The following is a 17,242-nucleotide window of genomic DNA, read 5'->3' as shown; positions in this document are numbered from 1 at the left end:
ACCTCTCGCTCACGACGTCGCTTCCGTCGCCTGGCCACGCCACCCGGCGACGGGCAGCTGGAACTTGCGCACGAGACGGTCCGTGAAGGCCGTGGGGTGCAGGCGCGCGAGCCGCACGGGACGTGAAGAACGACGCACCACCACACGAGCGCCCGGCGGCAGTTCGTGCGAACGGCGTCCGTCGCACCACAGGATGCCGGAGCCGTCCGTGCGCTCGAGCATCTCGATCGCGACCGACGCGTCCGGGCTGACCACCAACGGCTTGGCGAACAGCGCGTGCGCAGACAGCGGCACCACGGCGATCGCCTCCACACTGGGCCAGATCACGGGGCCTCCCGCCGAGAAGTTGTAGGCGGTCGATCCGGTCGGAGTGGACACGACCATGCCATCGCAGCCGAAGCTCGACAGGGGGCGTCCATCGATCTCCAGCACGATCTCGATCATCCGCTCACGGCTGGCCTTCTCGACCGTCGCCTCGTTGAGCGCCCAGGTCTCGTAGACGACCGTGCCATCGACATCTTTGACCCGCACCGACAGCGCGAGCCGTTCTTCGACCTCGTAGTCGCGATCGATCACACGGCGCACCGCTTTGTCCATGTCATCGCGGTCGATCTCCGCGAGGAAGCCCACATGCCCCATGTTGATGCCGAGCACGGGTGCGCCGCTGTCCCGCACCAGTTCCGCGGCTCGCAGGATCGTCCCGTCCCCGCCCAGCACGATCGCCAGCTCGAGGTCGGCCGGGTCGACGGAACGCCCGAGCACGTCGGTGTCGACGAAGAACGGGTCGACGGCCGCGAGGTCCTCGTGATCGTCGACGGCCAGAACGGGTCGCGCTCCGGCCTCTCGAAGAGCGTCGATCACCCGACGGGCGGCCTCGACGGTGTCGACACGGCCCGCGTGAGCGACGACCAGGATGCAGCGCTCGTTCATCGTCCTCCTGCCAGTCGGTTGATGGTGTCCAGCCATTCTGTCGGATTGCTGCCCCGCCCCGGGGCGAGGTGCACGAGATACTCCGCGTTCCCGTGCGTACCGAGAATCGGGGAGGGAAGGATCCCGAGCATGCCGAGTCCCAGATCCCACGCGCTCCACACCGTTCTGGCGACGGCGTCGGCGCGCGTTGCGGGGTCGGTGACCAGACCGCCGCGGACGGCTGTGCGCCCGACTTCGAACTGGGGTTTCACGAGCAGGAGGATGTCCGACTCCGGCACTGCCACGGCGGCGACGGCCGGAAGCACGAGTTCGAGGGAGATGAACGAGAGGTCGCCGACGATGAGATCGGGTGCCGCCGTCTCGCCGGTCGCCGCGGTGAGGTTCTCGCGTGTCATGTGACGGACGTTGTAGCCCTCGACGGCGATGACGCCGGGGTCGGCGGCGATGGACGGAGCGAGTTGCCCGTGCCCGACGTCGACAGCGAGGACCGTGCGCGCGCCGCGTTCGCGCAGCACCTGCGTGAATCCGCCGGTGGATGCGCCCATGTCGAGCGCGAGACGCCCCTGCGCCGGGACGGCGAAGCCGTCGAGACCCGCGATGAGCTTGTGCGCGGCCCTGCCGACGTAGTGGTCGGCTCCGGCGATCGTGATCTCGGCCCCCTCGCCGACCGACGTCGACGCCTTCACGACCGGTCGGCCATCGACACTGACGAGCCCCTCTGAGATGAGGGTCGCCGCGTGGGTGCGCGAACGGGCGAGTCCTCGGGAGGCGAGGGCGGCGTCGAGTCGCGTCATCGGGATCCCGACGTCTCCCGCTGCTCGACCTTCGCACCGGTCTCGAGGCGACGGGAGAGCTCGTCGCGCAGCGCAGAATACGCGTCGGCACGGGCAGGAAGCGGCTGACCCTCGATCAGGCGCAGCCGACTCCACAGACCATCGGTCGGTGCGCTCGTCGTCTCATCGCTCACGGTTCTACTGTACGCGGCCCCTCCGACGCAGGAGGGCGCCACGCGACGGCGTCAGGGGCGGTGGAACGGATCCTCGTAGAGACGCTCGGGAACCCGCAGCACGAACACGGGCGTTCCCGAGGCCCAGATGGCGGCAGCGCCCGCTCGCAGGAGATCGATCTGCTCTGCGGACTCCGCCACGATCTCGACATCGGCACCGGTGACACGCACGGCGGCGCCGTTGACACGGAAGATGCCGTCCTGCTGAGTCACTTCAGGGTACGGAAGATGCAGCTCGCGCAGGTCGCCGAGGATGTACGTAGGACGCGACCCCTCCGGTGCCGCCAGCACATGCTTCGGCCGATCGATGCCCGTGAGCACCAGAGCGGAGTCGATGCCCGCCCGGCTGGCGCCCATGATGTCGGTGTCCAGACGGTCACCGATGAAGAGCGCCTTCGTCGCACCGAAGCGTGCGAGCGCCTCCTGGAAGATCGGCTCCTCCGGCTTCCCCGCGACGGTCGCGAGCCGGCCGATCGCGGTGTGGACAGCGGAGACGAGCGTTCCGTTCCCCGGCGCGACGCCACGCTCCCGAGGAATCGTCCAGTCCGTATTGGTGGCGATCCACGGGATCCCGCCCTCGTCCTCCGGGAGCTTCAATGCGAAGGCCGCCTCAGCGAGATCGGTCCAGGCGACCTCGGGCGCGAAGCCCTGCACCACGGCGCTGGGTGCATCGTCCGCGCTGCGGGTGACCGTGTAACCCGCCTTCTGCACCTCGTCGACGAGCCCGTCACCGCCGATGACCAGGATCGTCGCCGGTGCGGGCACGATCTGGGCCATCAGACGCATCGCGGCCTGCGGGCTGGTGACGACATCCGTCGCCTCGACGTGGAGCCCGAGGCTGCTCAAGTGCTCAGCCACGGACGCGTCGGTCCGCGCAGCGTTGTTGGTGATGTATCCGAGCCGAGCGGACTTCGCCGCCTCGTTGAGACTCTCGACCGCGAACGGCAGTGCCCTGGGACCGGCATAGACCACCCCGTCGAGGTCGGCGAGGACAGTGTCGACACCGTCCAGCGGAGTAGGTGCCGACCGCTTCCGAGAGAACAGCGCCACTACGCCTCCGGCTCCGACTCGTCGTCCTCGTCTGCGTCCTGATCTTCGTCCTGATCCTCGCCGAGCAGCTCGCGCACCTCGTCTTCGACCGAGGGCTCTTCCTCGTCTGATGCGTCGGACTCAGATGAACCGGACTCAGCCGCATCGGACTCAGCTGCATCGGAGTCAGCTGCATCGGCGTCCGCCTGGGAGGGCGCGGCCGAGGCGTCGTCCTCGTCGGGGAACTCGCCCTCGATGAGGCTGTCCTCGATGAAGATCTCTTCGTCGCCCGCTTCGTCGATCCCGAGTGCTTCCGCGGCGACCTCGGCACGGTGCGCCCAGAACTCCGCCTCGTCGGTGCGCCCGAGGTCTTCGAGCACGGCGGCACGGGCAGCGAACAGAGCGGGGCTCCATTCGAACGCGCGATCGGGGTCGAGCTCGGGGATCTCCAGCTCACCGAGCGCGAGCTCGAGATCGCCCTGATCCAGCCGGGCTCCCGACATGGCGATGGCGAGTGCGACGCGGACAGGCGTTTCGAGGGCAGAGCGATCCACTGCACGACCGGTCTCGAGCGCCCGGTCAGAGCGACCGATACCCCGCTCACTGTCAACCATCAGAGCGATCTGATCGTCCTTACCGGAGATGCGACGGTAGGTGCGCAGTTCGCGCAGCGCGAGAGCGAAGTCCTCCGTGGCGTACGCGGTGATGCCGAGGGTCTCCCGGACGATCGCGATGCGACCGGCGCGTCGGGAGGCGGCCAGTGCGTGCTGGTGGGCGAGCGCAGGATCCTCATCGATGAGCCGTGACGCCATCGCGAGGTGACGGGCGACGTGCTCGGCATTCTCCTTGCTCAGCGTCTTGAGTTCGTTGCGCGCCGCCCCGTTGAGGTCACGCGCGGTGACATCGTCGGGGATGTGGGGCTCATCGAACCGCGGACGCTCGTTGGCGGCCTGCGCCGGCCGCTCCCGACCCGCGCCCCCGCGCTGCGGGAAGGAACGCCCAGCGGAGCGGTCGCCGCCCTCGCGGTTGTAGCCGCCTTCACGACGGGGCGCACCACCGTCACGGTTGTAGCCGCCTTCACGACGGGGCGCACCACCGTCACGGTTGTAGCCGCCTTCACGACGCGGGGCCCCACCGTCACGGTTGTAGCCGCCTTCACGACGCGGGGCACCACCATCACGACGAGGCGCACCACCGTCACGGTTGTAGCCACCTTCACGACGCGGGGCCCCACCGTCACGGTTGTAGCCGCCTTCACGACGCGGGGCACCACCATCACGACGAGGCGCACCACCGTCACGGTTGTAGCCACCTTCACGACGCGGGGCCCCACCGTCACGGTTGTAGCCGCCCTCACGACGCGGGGCACCACCGTCACGACGAGGCGCACCACCGTCACGGTTGTAGCCACCTTCACGACGCGGGGCCCCACCGTCACGGTTGTAGCCGCCCTCACGACGCGGGGCACCACCATCACGACGAGGCGCACCACCGTCACGGTTGTAGCCACCTTCACGACGCGGGGCCCCACCGTCACGGTTGTAGCCGCCCTCACGACGCGGGGCACCACCGTCACGACGAGGCGCACCACCGTCACGGTTGTAGTCACCCTCACGACGAGGCGCACCACCATCACGGTTGTACCCACCCTCACGACGAGGCGCACCACCATCACGGTTGTACCCACCCTCACGACGAGGCGCACCACCATCACGGTTGTACCCACCCTCACGACGAGGCGCACCACCATCACGGTTGTACCCACCCTCACGACGAGGCGCACCACCATCACGGTTGTACCCACCCTCACGACGAGGCGCACCACCATCGCGGCTGCTGTAGTTGGGGCGTCCGCCAGAAGCGCGGTTCCCGCGCGGTCCGTTGTCGTCGTTGCGACGCGGACGGCGCTGTTCCTCTTCTGGCATGATGCTCCCTGTTCTCTTCGTGTAAACGCAAAATGGCCACCCAACGATGGGTGGCCATTTTGACTAAAAGGAGTCCGGCGGTGTCCTACTCTCCCACAGGGTCCCCCCTGCAGTACCATCGGCGCTGTGAGGCTTAGCTTCCGGGTTCGGAATGTAACCGGGCGTTTCCCTCACGCTATGGCCGCCGAAACACTATTGATGTTTCAATCAAACACATAACAAAGTCATTGTTGTTATGCGGTTCTCGACCGTACATCGAGAACCACTCAGTGGACGCGTAGCACCAACAAACGGTGTGTTATCAAGTCATCGGCTTATTAGTACCAGTCAGCTGCATGCATTACTGCACTTCCACATCTGGCCTATCAACCCAGTAGTCTGGCTGGGAGCCTCTCACCCGAAGGTATGGAAATCTCATCTTGAGGCCGGCTTCCCGCTTAGATGCTTTCAGCGGTTATCCATCCCGAACGTAGCTAATCAGCGGTGCTCCTGGCGGAACAACTGACACACCAGAGGTTCGTCCAACCCGGTCCTCTCGTACTAGGGTCAGATCCTCTCAAATTTCCTACGCGCGCAGCGGATAGGGACCGAACTGTCTCACGACGTTCTAAACCCAGCTCGCGTACCGCTTTAATGGGCGAACAGCCCAACCCTTGGGACCTACTCCAGCCCCAGGATGCGACGAGCCGACATCGAGGTGCCAAACCATGCCGTCGATATGGACTCTTGGGCAAGATCAGCCTGTTATCCCCGAGGTACCTTTTATCCGTTGAGCGACAGCGCTTCCACAAGCCACTGCCGGATCACTAGTCCCGACTTTCGTCCCTGCTCGACCTGTCAGTCTCACAGTCAAGCTCCCTTGTGCACTTACACTCGACACCTGATTGCCAACCAGGTTGAGGGAACCTTTGGGCGCCTCCGTTACTTTTTGGGAGGCAACCGCCCCAGTTAAACTACCCACCAGGCACTGTCCCTGAACCGGATTACGGTTCGAAGTTAGATATCCAGAGTGACCAGAGTGGTATTTCAACAATGACTCCACACGAACTAGCGTCCATGCTTCAAAGTCTCCCACCTATCCTACACAAGCCACACCGAACACCAATACCAAGCTGTAGTAAAGGTCACGGGGTCTTTCCGTCCTGCTGCGCGTAACGAGCATCTTTACTCGTAATGCAATTTCGCCGAGTTCGCGGTTGAGACAGTTGGGAAGTCGTTACGCCATTCGTGCAGGTCGGAACTTACCCGACAAGGAATTTCGCTACCTTAGGATGGTTATAGTTACCACCGCCGTTTACTGGGGCTTAAATTCTCAGCTTCGCCTTGCGGCTAACCGGTCCTCTTAACCTTCCAGCACCGGGCAGGCGTCAGTCCGTATACATCGTCTTGCGACTTGGCACGGACCTGTGTTTTTAGTAAACAGTCGCTACCCACTAGTCTCTGCGGCCACCACACCCTTTTCGGAGTAAATCCGTATAAGTGGATGGCCCCCCTTCTCCCGAAGTTACGGGGGCATTTTGCCGAGTTCCTTAACCACGATTCTCTCGATCTCCTTGGTATTCTCTACCTGACCACCTGAGTCGGTTTGGGGTACGGGCGGCTAGAACCTCGCGTCGATGCTTTTCTTGGCAGCATAGGATCACCCACTTTTTATCCGCATCGTGTCTCAGCCTATGTGAATCGCGGATTTGCCTACGACTCGGCCTACGCACTTGCACCAGGACAACCATCGCCTGGCTTGGGCTACCTTCCTGCGTCACACCTGTTAATACGCTAACCGCACCAGAATGGGGTCGTGCGCTAGGCCCAGAGCGTCACCCCGAAGGGATCAGTCACTGGGATTCAGACACTTAGCACTACTGGATTAGCTTGGGCGGTTCTTCGCCGGTACGGGAATATCAACCCGTTGTCCATCGACTACGCCTGTCGGCCTCGCCTTAGGTCCCGACTTACCCAGGGAAGATTAGCTTGACCCTGGAACCCTTGGTCTTTCGGAGGACGTGTTTCTCACACGTCATTCGCTACTCATGCCTGCATTCTCACTCGTGTAGCCTCCACGGCTGGTTTACACCGCCGCTTCGCTGGCCACACGACGCTCTCCTACCCATCAACACGGCTGGACCACGAAGGCCTACCAATAATGTCAATGCCACAACTTCGGTGGCGTGCTTGAGCCCCGTTACATTGTCGGCGCGGAATCACTTGACCAGTGAGCTATTACGCACTCTTTCAAGGGTGGCTGCTTCTAAGCCAACCTCCTGGTTGTCACAGCAACTCCACATCCTTTCCCACTTAGCACGCGCTTTGGGACCTTAGTTGGTGGTCTGGGTTGTTTCCCTCTCGACTATGAAGCTTATCCCCCACAGTCTCACTGCTGCGCTCTCACTTACCGGCATTCGGAGTTTGGCTGACGTCAGTAACCTTGTAGGGCCCATCGGCCATCCAGTAGCTCTACCTCCGGCAAGAAACACGCAACGCTGCACCTAAATGCATTTCGGAGAGAACCAGCTATCACGAAGTTTGATTGGCCTTTCACCCCTATCCACAGCTCATCCCCTCAGTTTTCAACCTAAGTGGGTTCGGTCCTCCACACGCTCTTACACGTGCTTCAACCTGGCCATGGATAGATCACTTCGCTTCGGGTCTAGGACATGCGACTGAATCGCCCTATTCAGACTCGCTTTCGCTACGGCTACCCCACACGGGTTAACCTCGCCACATATCGCTAACTCGCAGGCTCATTCTTCAAAAGGCACGCTGTCACCCCTACTAAGGAGGCTCCAACGGTTTGTAAGCAAACGGTTTCAGGTACTATTTCACTCCCCTCCCGGGGTACTTTTCACCTTTCCCTCACGGTACTTGTCCGCTATCGGTCATCTGGGAGTATTTAGGCTTATCAGGTGGTCCTGACAGATTCACACGGGATTTCACGGGCCCCGTGCTACTTGGGATACTCTTCGCGCCAAGAGAGGCATTTCGACTACGGGGTTGGCACCCTCTATGACCGGCCTTTCAAGACCGTTCGTCTATACCTTCTTGTAACGCCGCCACCTCGGCAGAGATGACTGAAAAGTCCCACAACCCCCAACGTGCAACGCCTGCCGGCTATCACACACGCTAGGTTTAGCCTGATCCGGTTTCGCTCGCCACTACTAACGGAATCGCGGTTGCTTTCTCTTCCTGTGGGTACTGAGATGTTTCACTTCCCCACGTTCCCTCTACCCGCCCTATATATTCAGGCGGGAGTCACTAGGTCGGCACGCCGCCCAGCGGGGTTTCCCCATTCGGACACCCTCGGATCAAAACTTGCTTATCAGTTCCCCGAGGCTTATCGCAGATTGCTACGTCCTTCTTCGGCTCCAGATGCCAAGGCATCCACCGTTTGCTCTTAAAGACTTGAAATCACATGAGTTTGAATCAAAAACTCGACCCCACCCGAAGGCGGGATCTGAAATTGACTAATGATCTTTAAGATCATCTTGTGCAACAACCCGAAGGCTGTTGCAAGATGCTCGCGTCCACTGTGTAGTTCTCAAAGTACGGGCGGTACCCCAATCCACAACCCCACAAACACGGGGGAAACAGAAAGAGGCCCAGAGTAACCAAATGCTTCCAACCCCGAAAGGTCAAAGCGCATCCGGTCCCTCAGGACCCAACAGCGTGCAGGTGCGACATCCGTCACCCTCCCCGTTCCAACCACCGAAGCGGCGTACTGGAGAAGAACAACATCCTTCGCACCATGTCAAATGTTCCACCCATGAGCTCCCAGCGAAGAACGTATGCCTTCGATCTGGGTTCTGGACACCCGAAAGTGTCAGATGCTCCTTAGAAAGGAGGTGATCCAGCCGCACCTTCCGGTACGGCTACCTTGTTACGACTTAGTCCTAATTACCGATCCCACCTTCGACGGCTCCCTCCACAAGGGTTAGGCCACCGGCTTCAGGTGTTACCGACTTTCATGACTTGACGGGCGGTGTGTACAAGACCCGGGAACGTATTCACCGCAGCGTTGCTGATCTGCGATTACTAGCGACTCCGACTTCATGAGGTCGAGTTGCAGACCTCAATCCGAACTGGGACCGGCTTTTTGGGATTCGCTCCACCTCGCGGTATTGCAGCCCTTTGTACCGGCCATTGTAGCATGCGTGAAGCCCAAGACATAAGGGGCATGATGATTTGACGTCATCCCCACCTTCCTCCGAGTTGACCCCGGCAGTATCCCATGAGTTCCCACCATTACGTGCTGGCAACATAGAACGAGGGTTGCGCTCGTTGCGGGACTTAACCCAACATCTCACGACACGAGCTGACGACAACCATGCACCACCTGTTTACGAGTGTCCAAAGAGTTGACCATTTCTGGCCCGTTCTCGTATATGTCAAGCCTTGGTAAGGTTCTTCGCGTTGCATCGAATTAATCCGCATGCTCCGCCGCTTGTGCGGGTCCCCGTCAATTCCTTTGAGTTTTAGCCTTGCGGCCGTACTCCCCAGGCGGGGAACTTAATGCGTTAGCTGCGTCACGGAATCCGTGGAATGGACCCCACAACTAGTTCCCAACGTTTACGGGGTGGACTACCAGGGTATCTAAGCCTGTTTGCTCCCCACCCTTTCGCTCCTCAGCGTCAGTTACGGCCCAGAGATCTGCCTTCGCCATCGGTGTTCCTCCTGATATCTGCGCATTCCACCGCTACACCAGGAATTCCAATCTCCCCTACCGCACTCTAGTCTGCCCGTACCCACTGCAGGCCGGAGGTTGAGCCTCCGGATTTCACAGCAGACGCGACAAACCGCCTACGAGCTCTTTACGCCCAATAATTCCGGATAACGCTTGCGCCCTACGTATTACCGCGGCTGCTGGCACGTAGTTAGCCGGCGCTTTTTCTGCAGGTACCGTCACTTTCGCTTCTTCCCTGCTAAAAGAGGTTTACAACCCGAAGGCCGTCGTCCCTCACGCGGCGTTGCTGCATCAGGCTTGCGCCCATTGTGCAATATTCCCCACTGCTGCCTCCCGTAGGAGTCTGGGCCGTGTCTCAGTCCCAGTGTGGCCGGTCACCCTCTCAGGCCGGCTACCCGTCGACGCCTTGGTGAGCCATTACCTCACCAACAAGCTGATAGGCCGCGAGCCCATCCCCAACCGAAATTCTTTCCAGACGCAGACCATGCGGTCACGTCACATATCCAGTATTAGACGCCGTTTCCAGCGCTTATCCCAGAGTCAGGGGCAGGTTGCTCACGTGTTACTCACCCGTTCGCCACTGATCCCACAGAGCAAGCTCCGTGTTCACCGTTCGACTTGCATGTGTTAAGCACGCCGCCAGCGTTCATCCTGAGCCAGGATCAAACTCTCCGTAAAAAAGAAATGCATACCCCACCGGGAAAACGGTGACGCAGCGAGTTTGATGCTGACCAAAGAGACAAATTCATTGCTGACTTCATCCATTGCCAACCCCACAAGGAGGTTGGTCTTTGATCCAAAGGAATTCTCAACTAGCCGAAGCTAGACGAGGATAATTTGGCATTTGACAAGTGCACGCTGTTGAGTTCTCAAGGATCGGATGCTCCCACGACCCAGCCATCACAGCCAGGCCCGCAGGGCAACTTCTCTATCTTACCCACCTTGTCCCGCTTGTCAAATCGGCGCGCTGTGCGAATCAGAGATCCGCAGCGCAGCTGTTGACAGCCGCAGAAGAGGTGGAGTCCCTATCCTAGACGCAAGCGCCTGTTCTCTCAAGTGAGAGTGGATCGGGAGTGGTTCTCCGCTTGAGGGGGGTGAAGCTCTTGGCTCCTCCGCTTCCCTGTGGGGCGAACAAGTAATAAGTTACGCGGGTCCCGGGGATCTGGCAAATCGGGCCACCCCACCCGGGCGTGTCGCCTTGACTCGTCGAGTGATTTCCTGCGGGTCAGGGGCAGTTTCGGTGGCGATGCGCACCCGCAGTACGATCACGCCATGCCGGATTCAGCTGATCGCCTCCCCACCCCAGGCCTGTTCTCGATCGACGCCGACGGCGGCGCACATGAGGGGCGGGCGGCAGCTCAGCTGCTCGCGCGCATCAGGCGGGAGCTCGGCCTCGGTGACGCCGACGACGCTGTCCGACCGCTCCGTGCGGTCCCACTTCCCTCGCGACTGGCCACCGCTGACCTCGCCTGGGCGAGCGTGAGCGCAGCCATGCTTGCTGCCGGCGGGGTCCCGGCTTCGCTCGATCCGGATCGGATCGCGGTCGCGTTCCGCAGTGACCGTGTTCTGACGATCGATGGCGTCGCTCCCCCGGTCTGGTCCGAGTGCTCAGGGTTCTGGCGGACGGCAGACGGATGGATCCGCACCCACGGGAACTATCCCCATCACGCGGCGGCGCTGCGTGCGGGACTCGGTCTGCGAGACGGTGCGTGCGGCGATCTCGTCGGGGGTACCCTCGCCGAACGGGACTCTCACGATGCCGTCCGCGAGATCACGGCTGCCGGCGGGCTCGCTGTCGTCGTCGCTGCGGAGGATCCCGCCCTCGATCGTGCCGCCAGAGAGCGTCCGCTCCTGGAGATCAGCCGACCGGACGGGATGTCCGATGCGCTCGACCAACCCGCCGCTGGACGTTCCGTGCGTGCGGGCCGTCGACCACTTCAGGGCATGCGCGTCCTCGACCTGACAAGGGTCATCGCCGGCCCGGTGTGCACGAGGACACTCGCCCTGCTCGGTGCCGATGTGCTGCGCATCGATCCGCCGACGCTGCCAGAGCCGGAGTGGCAGCACCTCGATACGGGCCATGGCAAACGGTCGGCCGTGCTGGACGCGCGGAGCGCTCGCTTCCATGATCTGCTCGCGCGCGCCGATGCCGTCGTGCTCGGATACCGTCCGGCGTCACTCGACCGGCTGGGGTTGGACCCCGACCTGCTCGTGCGCCGATACCCGGGCCTGGTGGTCGCGCAACTGAGCGCCTGGGGCACGGAGGAACCGGAGCGAGCCGGTTTCGACAGCCTCGTGCAGGCGGAATCCGGCATCGCGCTCATCGAATCGGTCGACGGTGATCGTCCCGGCGCACTTCCCGCGCAGGCTCTCGACCACAGCGCGGGCTATCTGCTCGCTGCCGCTGTGACCTCTCTGCTCCGGGGGCACCGCCGAGAGGAGCGTTCGTGCGTGGTCCGCACATCGCTTCGTCGCATCGCGGCGGAACTGCTCGGGATGCCGCGTCGCAGGATGGCCGGAGCCGAGGTCGAGTTCGACGTGCGGCCGCATGTCGCCCGGTTCGGTGTCGACGGGAGCGCAGTGGTGACCGCTCGACCCGCGCTGACGGGACTCGAGTTCGCGGCCCCGCACGCTTGGGGGTCCGATCAGCCCGTCTGGTGACGGCGTCCTCGCATCGACAGCGCGATGCAGAGCGCCACGGTGAGCGCACCCCAGAGGGCACAGGCCGGAGGGAGCACCCGATACGCGAGGTGCTGAACGGTGAACTCCGCATCGAGGGGGCCGAAGACGACGAGACCCCCGACCCACGCGATGACGAGGAACCCGGGGAGCGAGATCCACCACGCCACGCGCACCCACGGCGGCGATGACTGCGTGACGCCCTGACGCGGTGTCTGTCGACGGAGCCGGAGCAGAGCCCAGATGCCGATGACCCCGAGGCCGATCAGGCTCGAACCGTGTTGGAGCCACTTGAACCCTGGCAGCGGTCCCCACATGTCGTCGAGGCCGGGGATCAGGTGCACGCCCCACCGTCCCTCATGCGTGAAGAGGTCCCACACGATGTGCGAGAGAACACCGATCACGAACGACGCCGCGAGCAGGAACGGATACGCGCGCGTGCGCCCCACACCGACTGCAGCTCCTGCCGCCGTGAGACCCCTGTCATTCCATTCCTCAGGCAACCGCCGAGCCAGCCAGAGCGGAGCGAGTTCGGGAACAGCCGGACGGAGCACGACCCGCCAGATCAGGAACAGCACGAACGCGAGAAGCCCTGTCCACACGACATTGCCGAACGTGTGCGTGAACGAGTAGTTCAGTCCTACGCCACGCACGAACAACGGCAGGTCCGGGGTCATCGCGCCGATCGCGATCGCAGCCGGCACGAGCGGCGTGCGGATGAACGGCAGTGCTACCAGGGCGTGGCTGGGCGTGAACGGCATCGAGCTCGGGCTCAGCCGACGAAGAGGCCGGCGAGGGTCTTCTTGCCACGGCGGAGCACGGAGACCCCGCCGGGAAGCGAGCCCTGGACCGTCGCCGTCTCGTCGTCGACGCGTTCGCCGTCGAGCGTGACGCCGCCCTGCGTGATCGCGCGCCTCGCCTCGGACAGGCTCGACACGAGCCCCGTCGACACCAGGGCCTCGACCACCGGGGTGCCGGCGCCGACGGTCGCATTCGGCAGCTCCTCCAGAGCAGTGCGGAGCGTCTCGGCATCGAGCGTGGTCAGGTCTCCCTGGCCGAAGAGAGCCTCGGAAGCTGCGATCACGGCAGCTGTCGCCTCCACACCGTGCACGGTCGCCACAACTTCGAGCGCCAGCCTCTTCTGAGCGGCTCGGCGGAACGGCTCCGCGGCCACGAGCTCGGCGTACTCCTCGATCTCCGACCTGGTGAGGAATGTGAAGACCTTCAGACGTTCGATCACGTCGGAGTCCGCGGTGCTCAGCCAGAACTGGTACATCCGGTACGGGCTGCACATGTCGGCGTCGAGCCAGATGGCGTTGCCCTCGCTCTTGCCGAACTTCGTGCCGTCGCTGTTCGTGATGAGGGGTGTGCCGATGGCATGCACCGACGCCCCCTCGGCACGGCGGATGAGCTCGGTGCCGCTGGTGAGGTTGCCCCACTGATCCGAGCCGCCGGTCTGCAGCACGCAGTCGTACTGCCGGTACAGCTCGAGGAAGTCCATGCCCTGCAGGATCTGGTAGCTGAACTCGGTGTAGCTGATGCCCTCATCGGAGTTGAGTCGCGCCGCGACCGCATCCTTCTTGAGCATCGTGCCCACACGGAAGTACTTGCCGATCTCGCGCAGGAAGTCGATCGCGCTCAGCGGCGCCGTCCAGTCGAGGTTGTTCACGATGCGGGCGGCGTTCTCACCCTCGAAGCTGAGGTAGCGCTCGACCTGGGCACGCAGGCGTCCGACCCAGTCCTCGACCGTCTCCCGCGTGTTCAGCGTGCGCTCGGCCGTCGGACGAGGGTCGCCGATCAGACCGGTCGAGCCGCCGACGAGACCGAGCGGCTTGTGACCGGCGAGCTGGATGCGACGCAGCGTGAGCAGCTGCACGAGGTTTCCGAGGTGCAGACTCGCCGCCGTCGGATCGAAACCGCAGTAGTACGTGATCGGGTCTCCCGCAAGCAGGGCGCGCAGCGCCTCCTGGTCGGTGGACACATGGACCAGGCCACGCCACACGAGTTCGTCCCACACGTTCTCGAACGCGGGATCGATCGCCTGGGGTGCGGTCGTCAGATCGGGAGTTGACACGCGCTCCAGGCTATCAGCGCGGTACAGCCTCGAATTCCGCTCAGACAGGCGTGTCAAGACGGTCGAACTCCTGCGCCGTCAGCGAGATCGATGCCGCATCCATGGCGGCGTCCAACTGCTCCACTCTGCTTCCCCCGATGATGGGGCGGATCCCCCGTGCGAGCTGCCAGGCCAGCACGATCTGCCCTCTGCCGACTCCGCGAGCGGCGGCGATCTCCTCCAGCACCGCGAGCCGCCGCGTGGTCCCCGGGTGGTCATACACCTCGGGTACCGGTTTGGCCTGGTTGTCATACGCCCCCGAGAGCAACGGCGTGTACGCCCACACCTCGATGCCGTTGTCTCGGGCGAAGTCCCGCTGCTCATCGCTGAGCACGCCGAAGGGATGCGCCACACCGGGTGGGAGGGTGCCCGGTCGGGTGCGCAGGTAGGTGCTGTTCAGCTGGAAGGCATCGATGAGGACGCTGCCGATCGACTTGGCGTGAGCGCGGGCGCGTTCGATGCGCCAGGCAGGATGGTTGGAGGCGCCGACACGGGTCACCGTGCCGGCGGACGTGAGCGCGGCCAGAGCGTCGACGGTGTCCTCGATCGCGACGGCGCGGTCCTCCTGGTGCAACCAGAGCAGGTCGATCCTGTCGACGCCGAGGCGATCGAGAATCCCCTCGACGGCGGCACCGATCGCGCGTGGCGAGAGCCCGGTCCGGTGTTCGGGCCAGGAGCCGGGCCACAGCGGCTCCGCTCCCACCTTGGTGGAGATGCGCACCTGCTGCCGGGCGCCTGGTCGTGCCGCGAGCCAGCGTCCGATGACTTCCTCCGACGCTCCCCCGTGTCCGCTCTCGCTCGCCCAGAAGCTGTAGCAGTCTGCCGTGTCGATCCAGGTGCCGCCCCGCTCGACGAAACGGTCGAGCAGCGCGAAGGAGGTGTCCTCGTCGACGAGCGTGCCGAAGGACATCGCGCCGAGGACGAGCGGGGATGCGGGTGTGTTCCGAGTGGTCATGACCTCACTGTGCAACCTGGAGCGCACTCCAGGTCAAGACCTATGCTCAGGAGATGACGACGTACACCCCGGCGGAGACCGCAGCGCGTTCCGGCTTCAGCATCGACACGCTCAGGTACTACGAACGGGAAGGCATCCTGCCCACGGTCACCCGCACCGCCGGCGGGCATCGCGCCTACACCGACGCCGACCTCGGGCTGCTCGACTTCCTCAAGTGCCTTCGCGAGACGGGCATGCCGGTCGAACGACTGCGCCGCTACGGACAGCTCTGTCGGAGCGAGGAGACGATCCCCGAACGGATCGCACTCCTCGAAGAGCATGCGGCGACGGTCGAACAGCAGCTCGCCGAGGTCCTCGCGCAGCAGCGACGCCTCGCGGAGAAGCTGGACTGGTATCGATCACTGAGTTGAGGTCGCTCAGCTGTGCGCCGCCCACCACACCAGGAAAGCGGCACCCAGCGCGATCACCCAGCTCACCAGACTGCCGACGAGGAAGTACTCGGCGCGGGCGCCGGTCTCGCCATCGCGGGAGATCTCGGGGAATCGGACGATGCCCTTCGCCGCGAGCATCGCGGCGAGGATCGGATACGCCGCGGCGAGCGTGAGGATGAGGACGAGGATGCGCTCCAGCGGTCCGATCAGTCGACCGCCTTTGAAGCCGCTGCGCGGATCGCGGGGTGCGGGTGCCGTCTCGGCACCCTCCTCCTGGACGGTGTCTGCCTGGACGGTGTCTGCTTCGGTGGTTCCTGTTTCCACGGTTCCGGCCACGACAGGCGCTGCCTCCGCGGTCGGCATCGCCGGGTCACGGGGAAGCCACGTGTGCTCGCCATCGAGTGCCGCACGCACCACGAGGTTCGACGACTCGAGGAGGAAGACCCCGGCACCGAGCGCGAGCATGGCGAGATCGAACGGAATCTCCCCGAACGGCGACCGGAGGTGCCAGATCGCACCGATGAGACCGGAGTCGGAACGGGCGCCGAGCCAGACGACGGCACCGACGCTCAGAACTGCGAGCAGGACGGCCGGCCAGAACCCCAGGGGCGCCGGACGCTCCGTCGGCATGCACCACACCCAGAGCGCGCCGACGACGAGGGCGAGCACCATGGGAAGAAGGGCATCGCCGACGCTGCCGAGCAGGAGCAGGATGACGGCGATCACGAGATAGCCGACCCAGCGGCGGGGCGCGAACTGACGCACCAGATCGGCGGCGCCGACCGCCAGGAGGAGGAACCCCGCGACGATCATGCGCGCGCCCCTCGAAGCGCGGCTACGCCCTCGATGAGCGCAGCCGTTCCCGCACTGCGCAGCGACTTGGAGACGCTGGGCTGGGTGATGCCCTCTTCCGCAGCGAGTTCCTGCTGGGATCGACCGAGCAGACGACCGTAGGCGAGCCGTCGTTCCCGCTCGCTCATCGCCCCCACCAGCTCATCGCGGACGAGGAGGTAGGCGTTCGATGCCGCGATCGTGCTCTCCATGACCTCATCCTGCCCGGATGACCCGACAATCCACGACCGCGTGCGCGGCACGGCGCGACTCTCTCGCGCGTGCACGGTCTCGATCGCCGCTCTGGCCGCGTACCAGCCCGGTCCGTCGGCGAGTTCACCGTGCACGGACTCGACAGGGCGCACCTCCCCCACCCCGATGCCGAAGCGGAAGGCGACACCGTCCGGCAGCCGCAGCTGGATCATCAGGAGCGACACCATGGCGTCGGCCAGATCGAGATAGACACCCTGCTGCTCGTCGCCGACGGTGGGCGTGAGCGGCTGCGCCGCCAACGGGAGGTCTGCTTCGACGTCGGCTATGGTGTCGTCGAGCACGCGTTGCGCGGCTGTGCGATCGTCGAGACGACGAGAACCCACGATGTCTGCGAGTACCGCGATGACCATGGCATAACCATATCACGAATAACCCTCGACTTATGCGTCAATTGG

General features: G+C 63.8%; 13 protein-coding genes and 3 rRNA genes. 3 read left to right on the top strand and 13 right to left on the bottom strand.

The genetic code is table 11. The features are described 5' to 3' along the window. Positions 1-9: 9 nt before the first annotated feature. Genes ABRP18_RS06505 through ABRP18_RS06485 form a run of 5 tightly spaced genes read right to left on the bottom strand, consistent with a single transcriptional unit; the run spans position 10 to position 3,777 of the window. Positions 10-930: an NAD kinase gene (locus ABRP18_RS06505; RefSeq protein WP_046749378.1), complete on the bottom strand. Its 921-nt coding sequence runs from the start codon at positions 928-930 to the stop codon at positions 10-12. Beyond that, positions 927-1,724, bottom strand: a complete 798-nt coding sequence (locus ABRP18_RS06500) for a TlyA family RNA methyltransferase (protein ID WP_349884376.1) — start codon at positions 1,722-1,724, stop codon at positions 927-929. The genes ABRP18_RS06505 and ABRP18_RS06500 overlap by 4 nt, the downstream gene beginning before the upstream one ends. Then, the gene (locus ABRP18_RS06495) at positions 1,721-1,897 is read right to left on the bottom strand and encodes a hypothetical protein (protein ID WP_349884375.1); all 177 of its coding nucleotides are present in this window, start codon (positions 1,895-1,897) and stop codon (positions 1,721-1,723) included. The genes ABRP18_RS06500 and ABRP18_RS06495 overlap by 4 nt, the downstream gene beginning before the upstream one ends. 51 nt (positions 1,898-1,948) lie before the next feature. Continuing rightward, positions 1,949-2,986 carry an HAD-IIA family hydrolase gene (locus ABRP18_RS06490; RefSeq protein ID WP_193761965.1) on the bottom strand — a complete coding sequence of 346 codons (1,038 nt, stop codon included), beginning with the start codon at positions 2,984-2,986 and terminating at the stop codon, positions 1,949-1,951. After that, a complete protein-coding gene (locus ABRP18_RS06485; RefSeq protein WP_193762034.1) occupies positions 2,986-3,777 on the bottom strand; it encodes a hypothetical protein in 792 nt (263 codons plus the stop codon). The genes ABRP18_RS06490 and ABRP18_RS06485 overlap by 1 nt, the downstream gene beginning before the upstream one ends. A 102-nt stretch (positions 3,778-3,879) precedes the next feature. Between ABRP18_RS06485 and ABRP18_RS06480 the strand changes: the two genes are divergently transcribed. Continuing rightward, on the top strand, positions 3,880-4,953 hold the full coding sequence (locus tag ABRP18_RS06480) for a hypothetical protein (RefSeq protein WP_374168969.1): 1,074 nt from the start codon (positions 3,880-3,882) through the stop codon (positions 4,951-4,953). 9 nt (positions 4,954-4,962) lie between these two features. On the opposite strand, the gene rrf is transcribed toward ABRP18_RS06480, so the two are convergent. The 3 genes from rrf to ABRP18_RS06465 form a co-directional block, all read right to left on the bottom strand. After that, positions 4,963-5,079: ribosomal RNA gene (gene rrf, locus ABRP18_RS06475) — 5S ribosomal RNA — on the bottom strand. A 108-nt stretch (positions 5,080-5,187) separates the two neighbouring features. Next, positions 5,188-8,292, bottom strand: a 23S ribosomal RNA gene (locus ABRP18_RS06470). 427 nt (positions 8,293-8,719) lie between these two features. Continuing rightward, positions 8,720-10,243, bottom strand: a 16S ribosomal RNA gene (locus ABRP18_RS06465). The 16S, 23S and 5S rRNA genes sit together here, the layout of an rRNA operon. 594 nt (positions 10,244-10,837) lie before the next feature. Here ABRP18_RS06465 and ABRP18_RS06460 point away from each other — a divergent pair. Further along, positions 10,838-12,226, top strand: a complete 1,389-nt coding sequence (locus ABRP18_RS06460; protein ID WP_349885747.1) for a CoA transferase — start codon at positions 10,838-10,840, stop codon at positions 12,224-12,226. Here the strand turns inward: ABRP18_RS06460 and ABRP18_RS06455 are convergent. The 3 genes from ABRP18_RS06455 to ABRP18_RS06445 are packed head-to-tail and all read right to left on the bottom strand — an operon-like array spanning position 12,211 to position 15,312. Next, the gene (locus ABRP18_RS06455; protein WP_349885746.1) at positions 12,211-13,005 is read right to left on the bottom strand and encodes a DUF4184 family protein; all 795 of its coding nucleotides are present in this window, start codon (positions 13,003-13,005) and stop codon (positions 12,211-12,213) included. The two genes, ABRP18_RS06460 and ABRP18_RS06455, sit on opposite strands and share 16 nt — an antisense overlap. 11 nt (positions 13,006-13,016) lie before the next feature. Continuing rightward, positions 13,017-14,318, bottom strand: a complete 1,302-nt coding sequence (gene tyrS / locus ABRP18_RS06450) for a tyrosine--tRNA ligase (protein ID WP_174799785.1) — start codon at positions 14,316-14,318, stop codon at positions 13,017-13,019. Positions 14,319-14,358: 40 nt separating this feature from the next. Next, positions 14,359-15,312, bottom strand: a complete 954-nt coding sequence (locus tag ABRP18_RS06445) for an aldo/keto reductase (RefSeq protein ID WP_349885745.1) — start codon at positions 15,310-15,312, stop codon at positions 14,359-14,361. Positions 15,313-15,365: 53 nt separating this feature from the next. Between ABRP18_RS06445 and ABRP18_RS06440 the strand changes: the two genes are divergently transcribed. Beyond that, on the top strand, positions 15,366-15,722 hold the full coding sequence (locus tag ABRP18_RS06440; protein ID WP_058632227.1) for a MerR family transcriptional regulator: 357 nt from the start codon (positions 15,366-15,368) through the stop codon (positions 15,720-15,722). A 6-nt stretch (positions 15,723-15,728) separates the two neighbouring features. Here ABRP18_RS06440 and ABRP18_RS06435 read toward each other — a convergent pair whose 3' ends face one another. Next, positions 15,729-16,556 (bottom strand): hypothetical protein, encoded by an 828-nt coding sequence (locus tag ABRP18_RS06435; protein WP_349885744.1) that lies wholly within the window; start codon positions 16,554-16,556, stop codon positions 15,729-15,731. Then, positions 16,553-17,197 carry a SatD family protein gene (locus ABRP18_RS06430; RefSeq protein WP_046749038.1) on the bottom strand — a complete coding sequence of 215 codons (645 nt, stop codon included), beginning with the start codon at positions 17,195-17,197 and terminating at the stop codon, positions 16,553-16,555. The genes ABRP18_RS06435 and ABRP18_RS06430 overlap by 4 nt, the downstream gene beginning before the upstream one ends. Positions 17,198-17,242: the final 45 nt, after the last annotated feature.

Source organism: Microbacterium sp. WHRI 7836 (assembly GCF_040223885.2).
Taxonomy (GTDB): Bacteria; Actinomycetota; Actinomycetes; order Actinomycetales; family Microbacteriaceae; genus Microbacterium; species Microbacterium oxydans.
The sequence above is the reverse complement of the archived record's forward strand: the minus strand, read 5'-3'. Positions and strand labels throughout refer to the sequence as shown.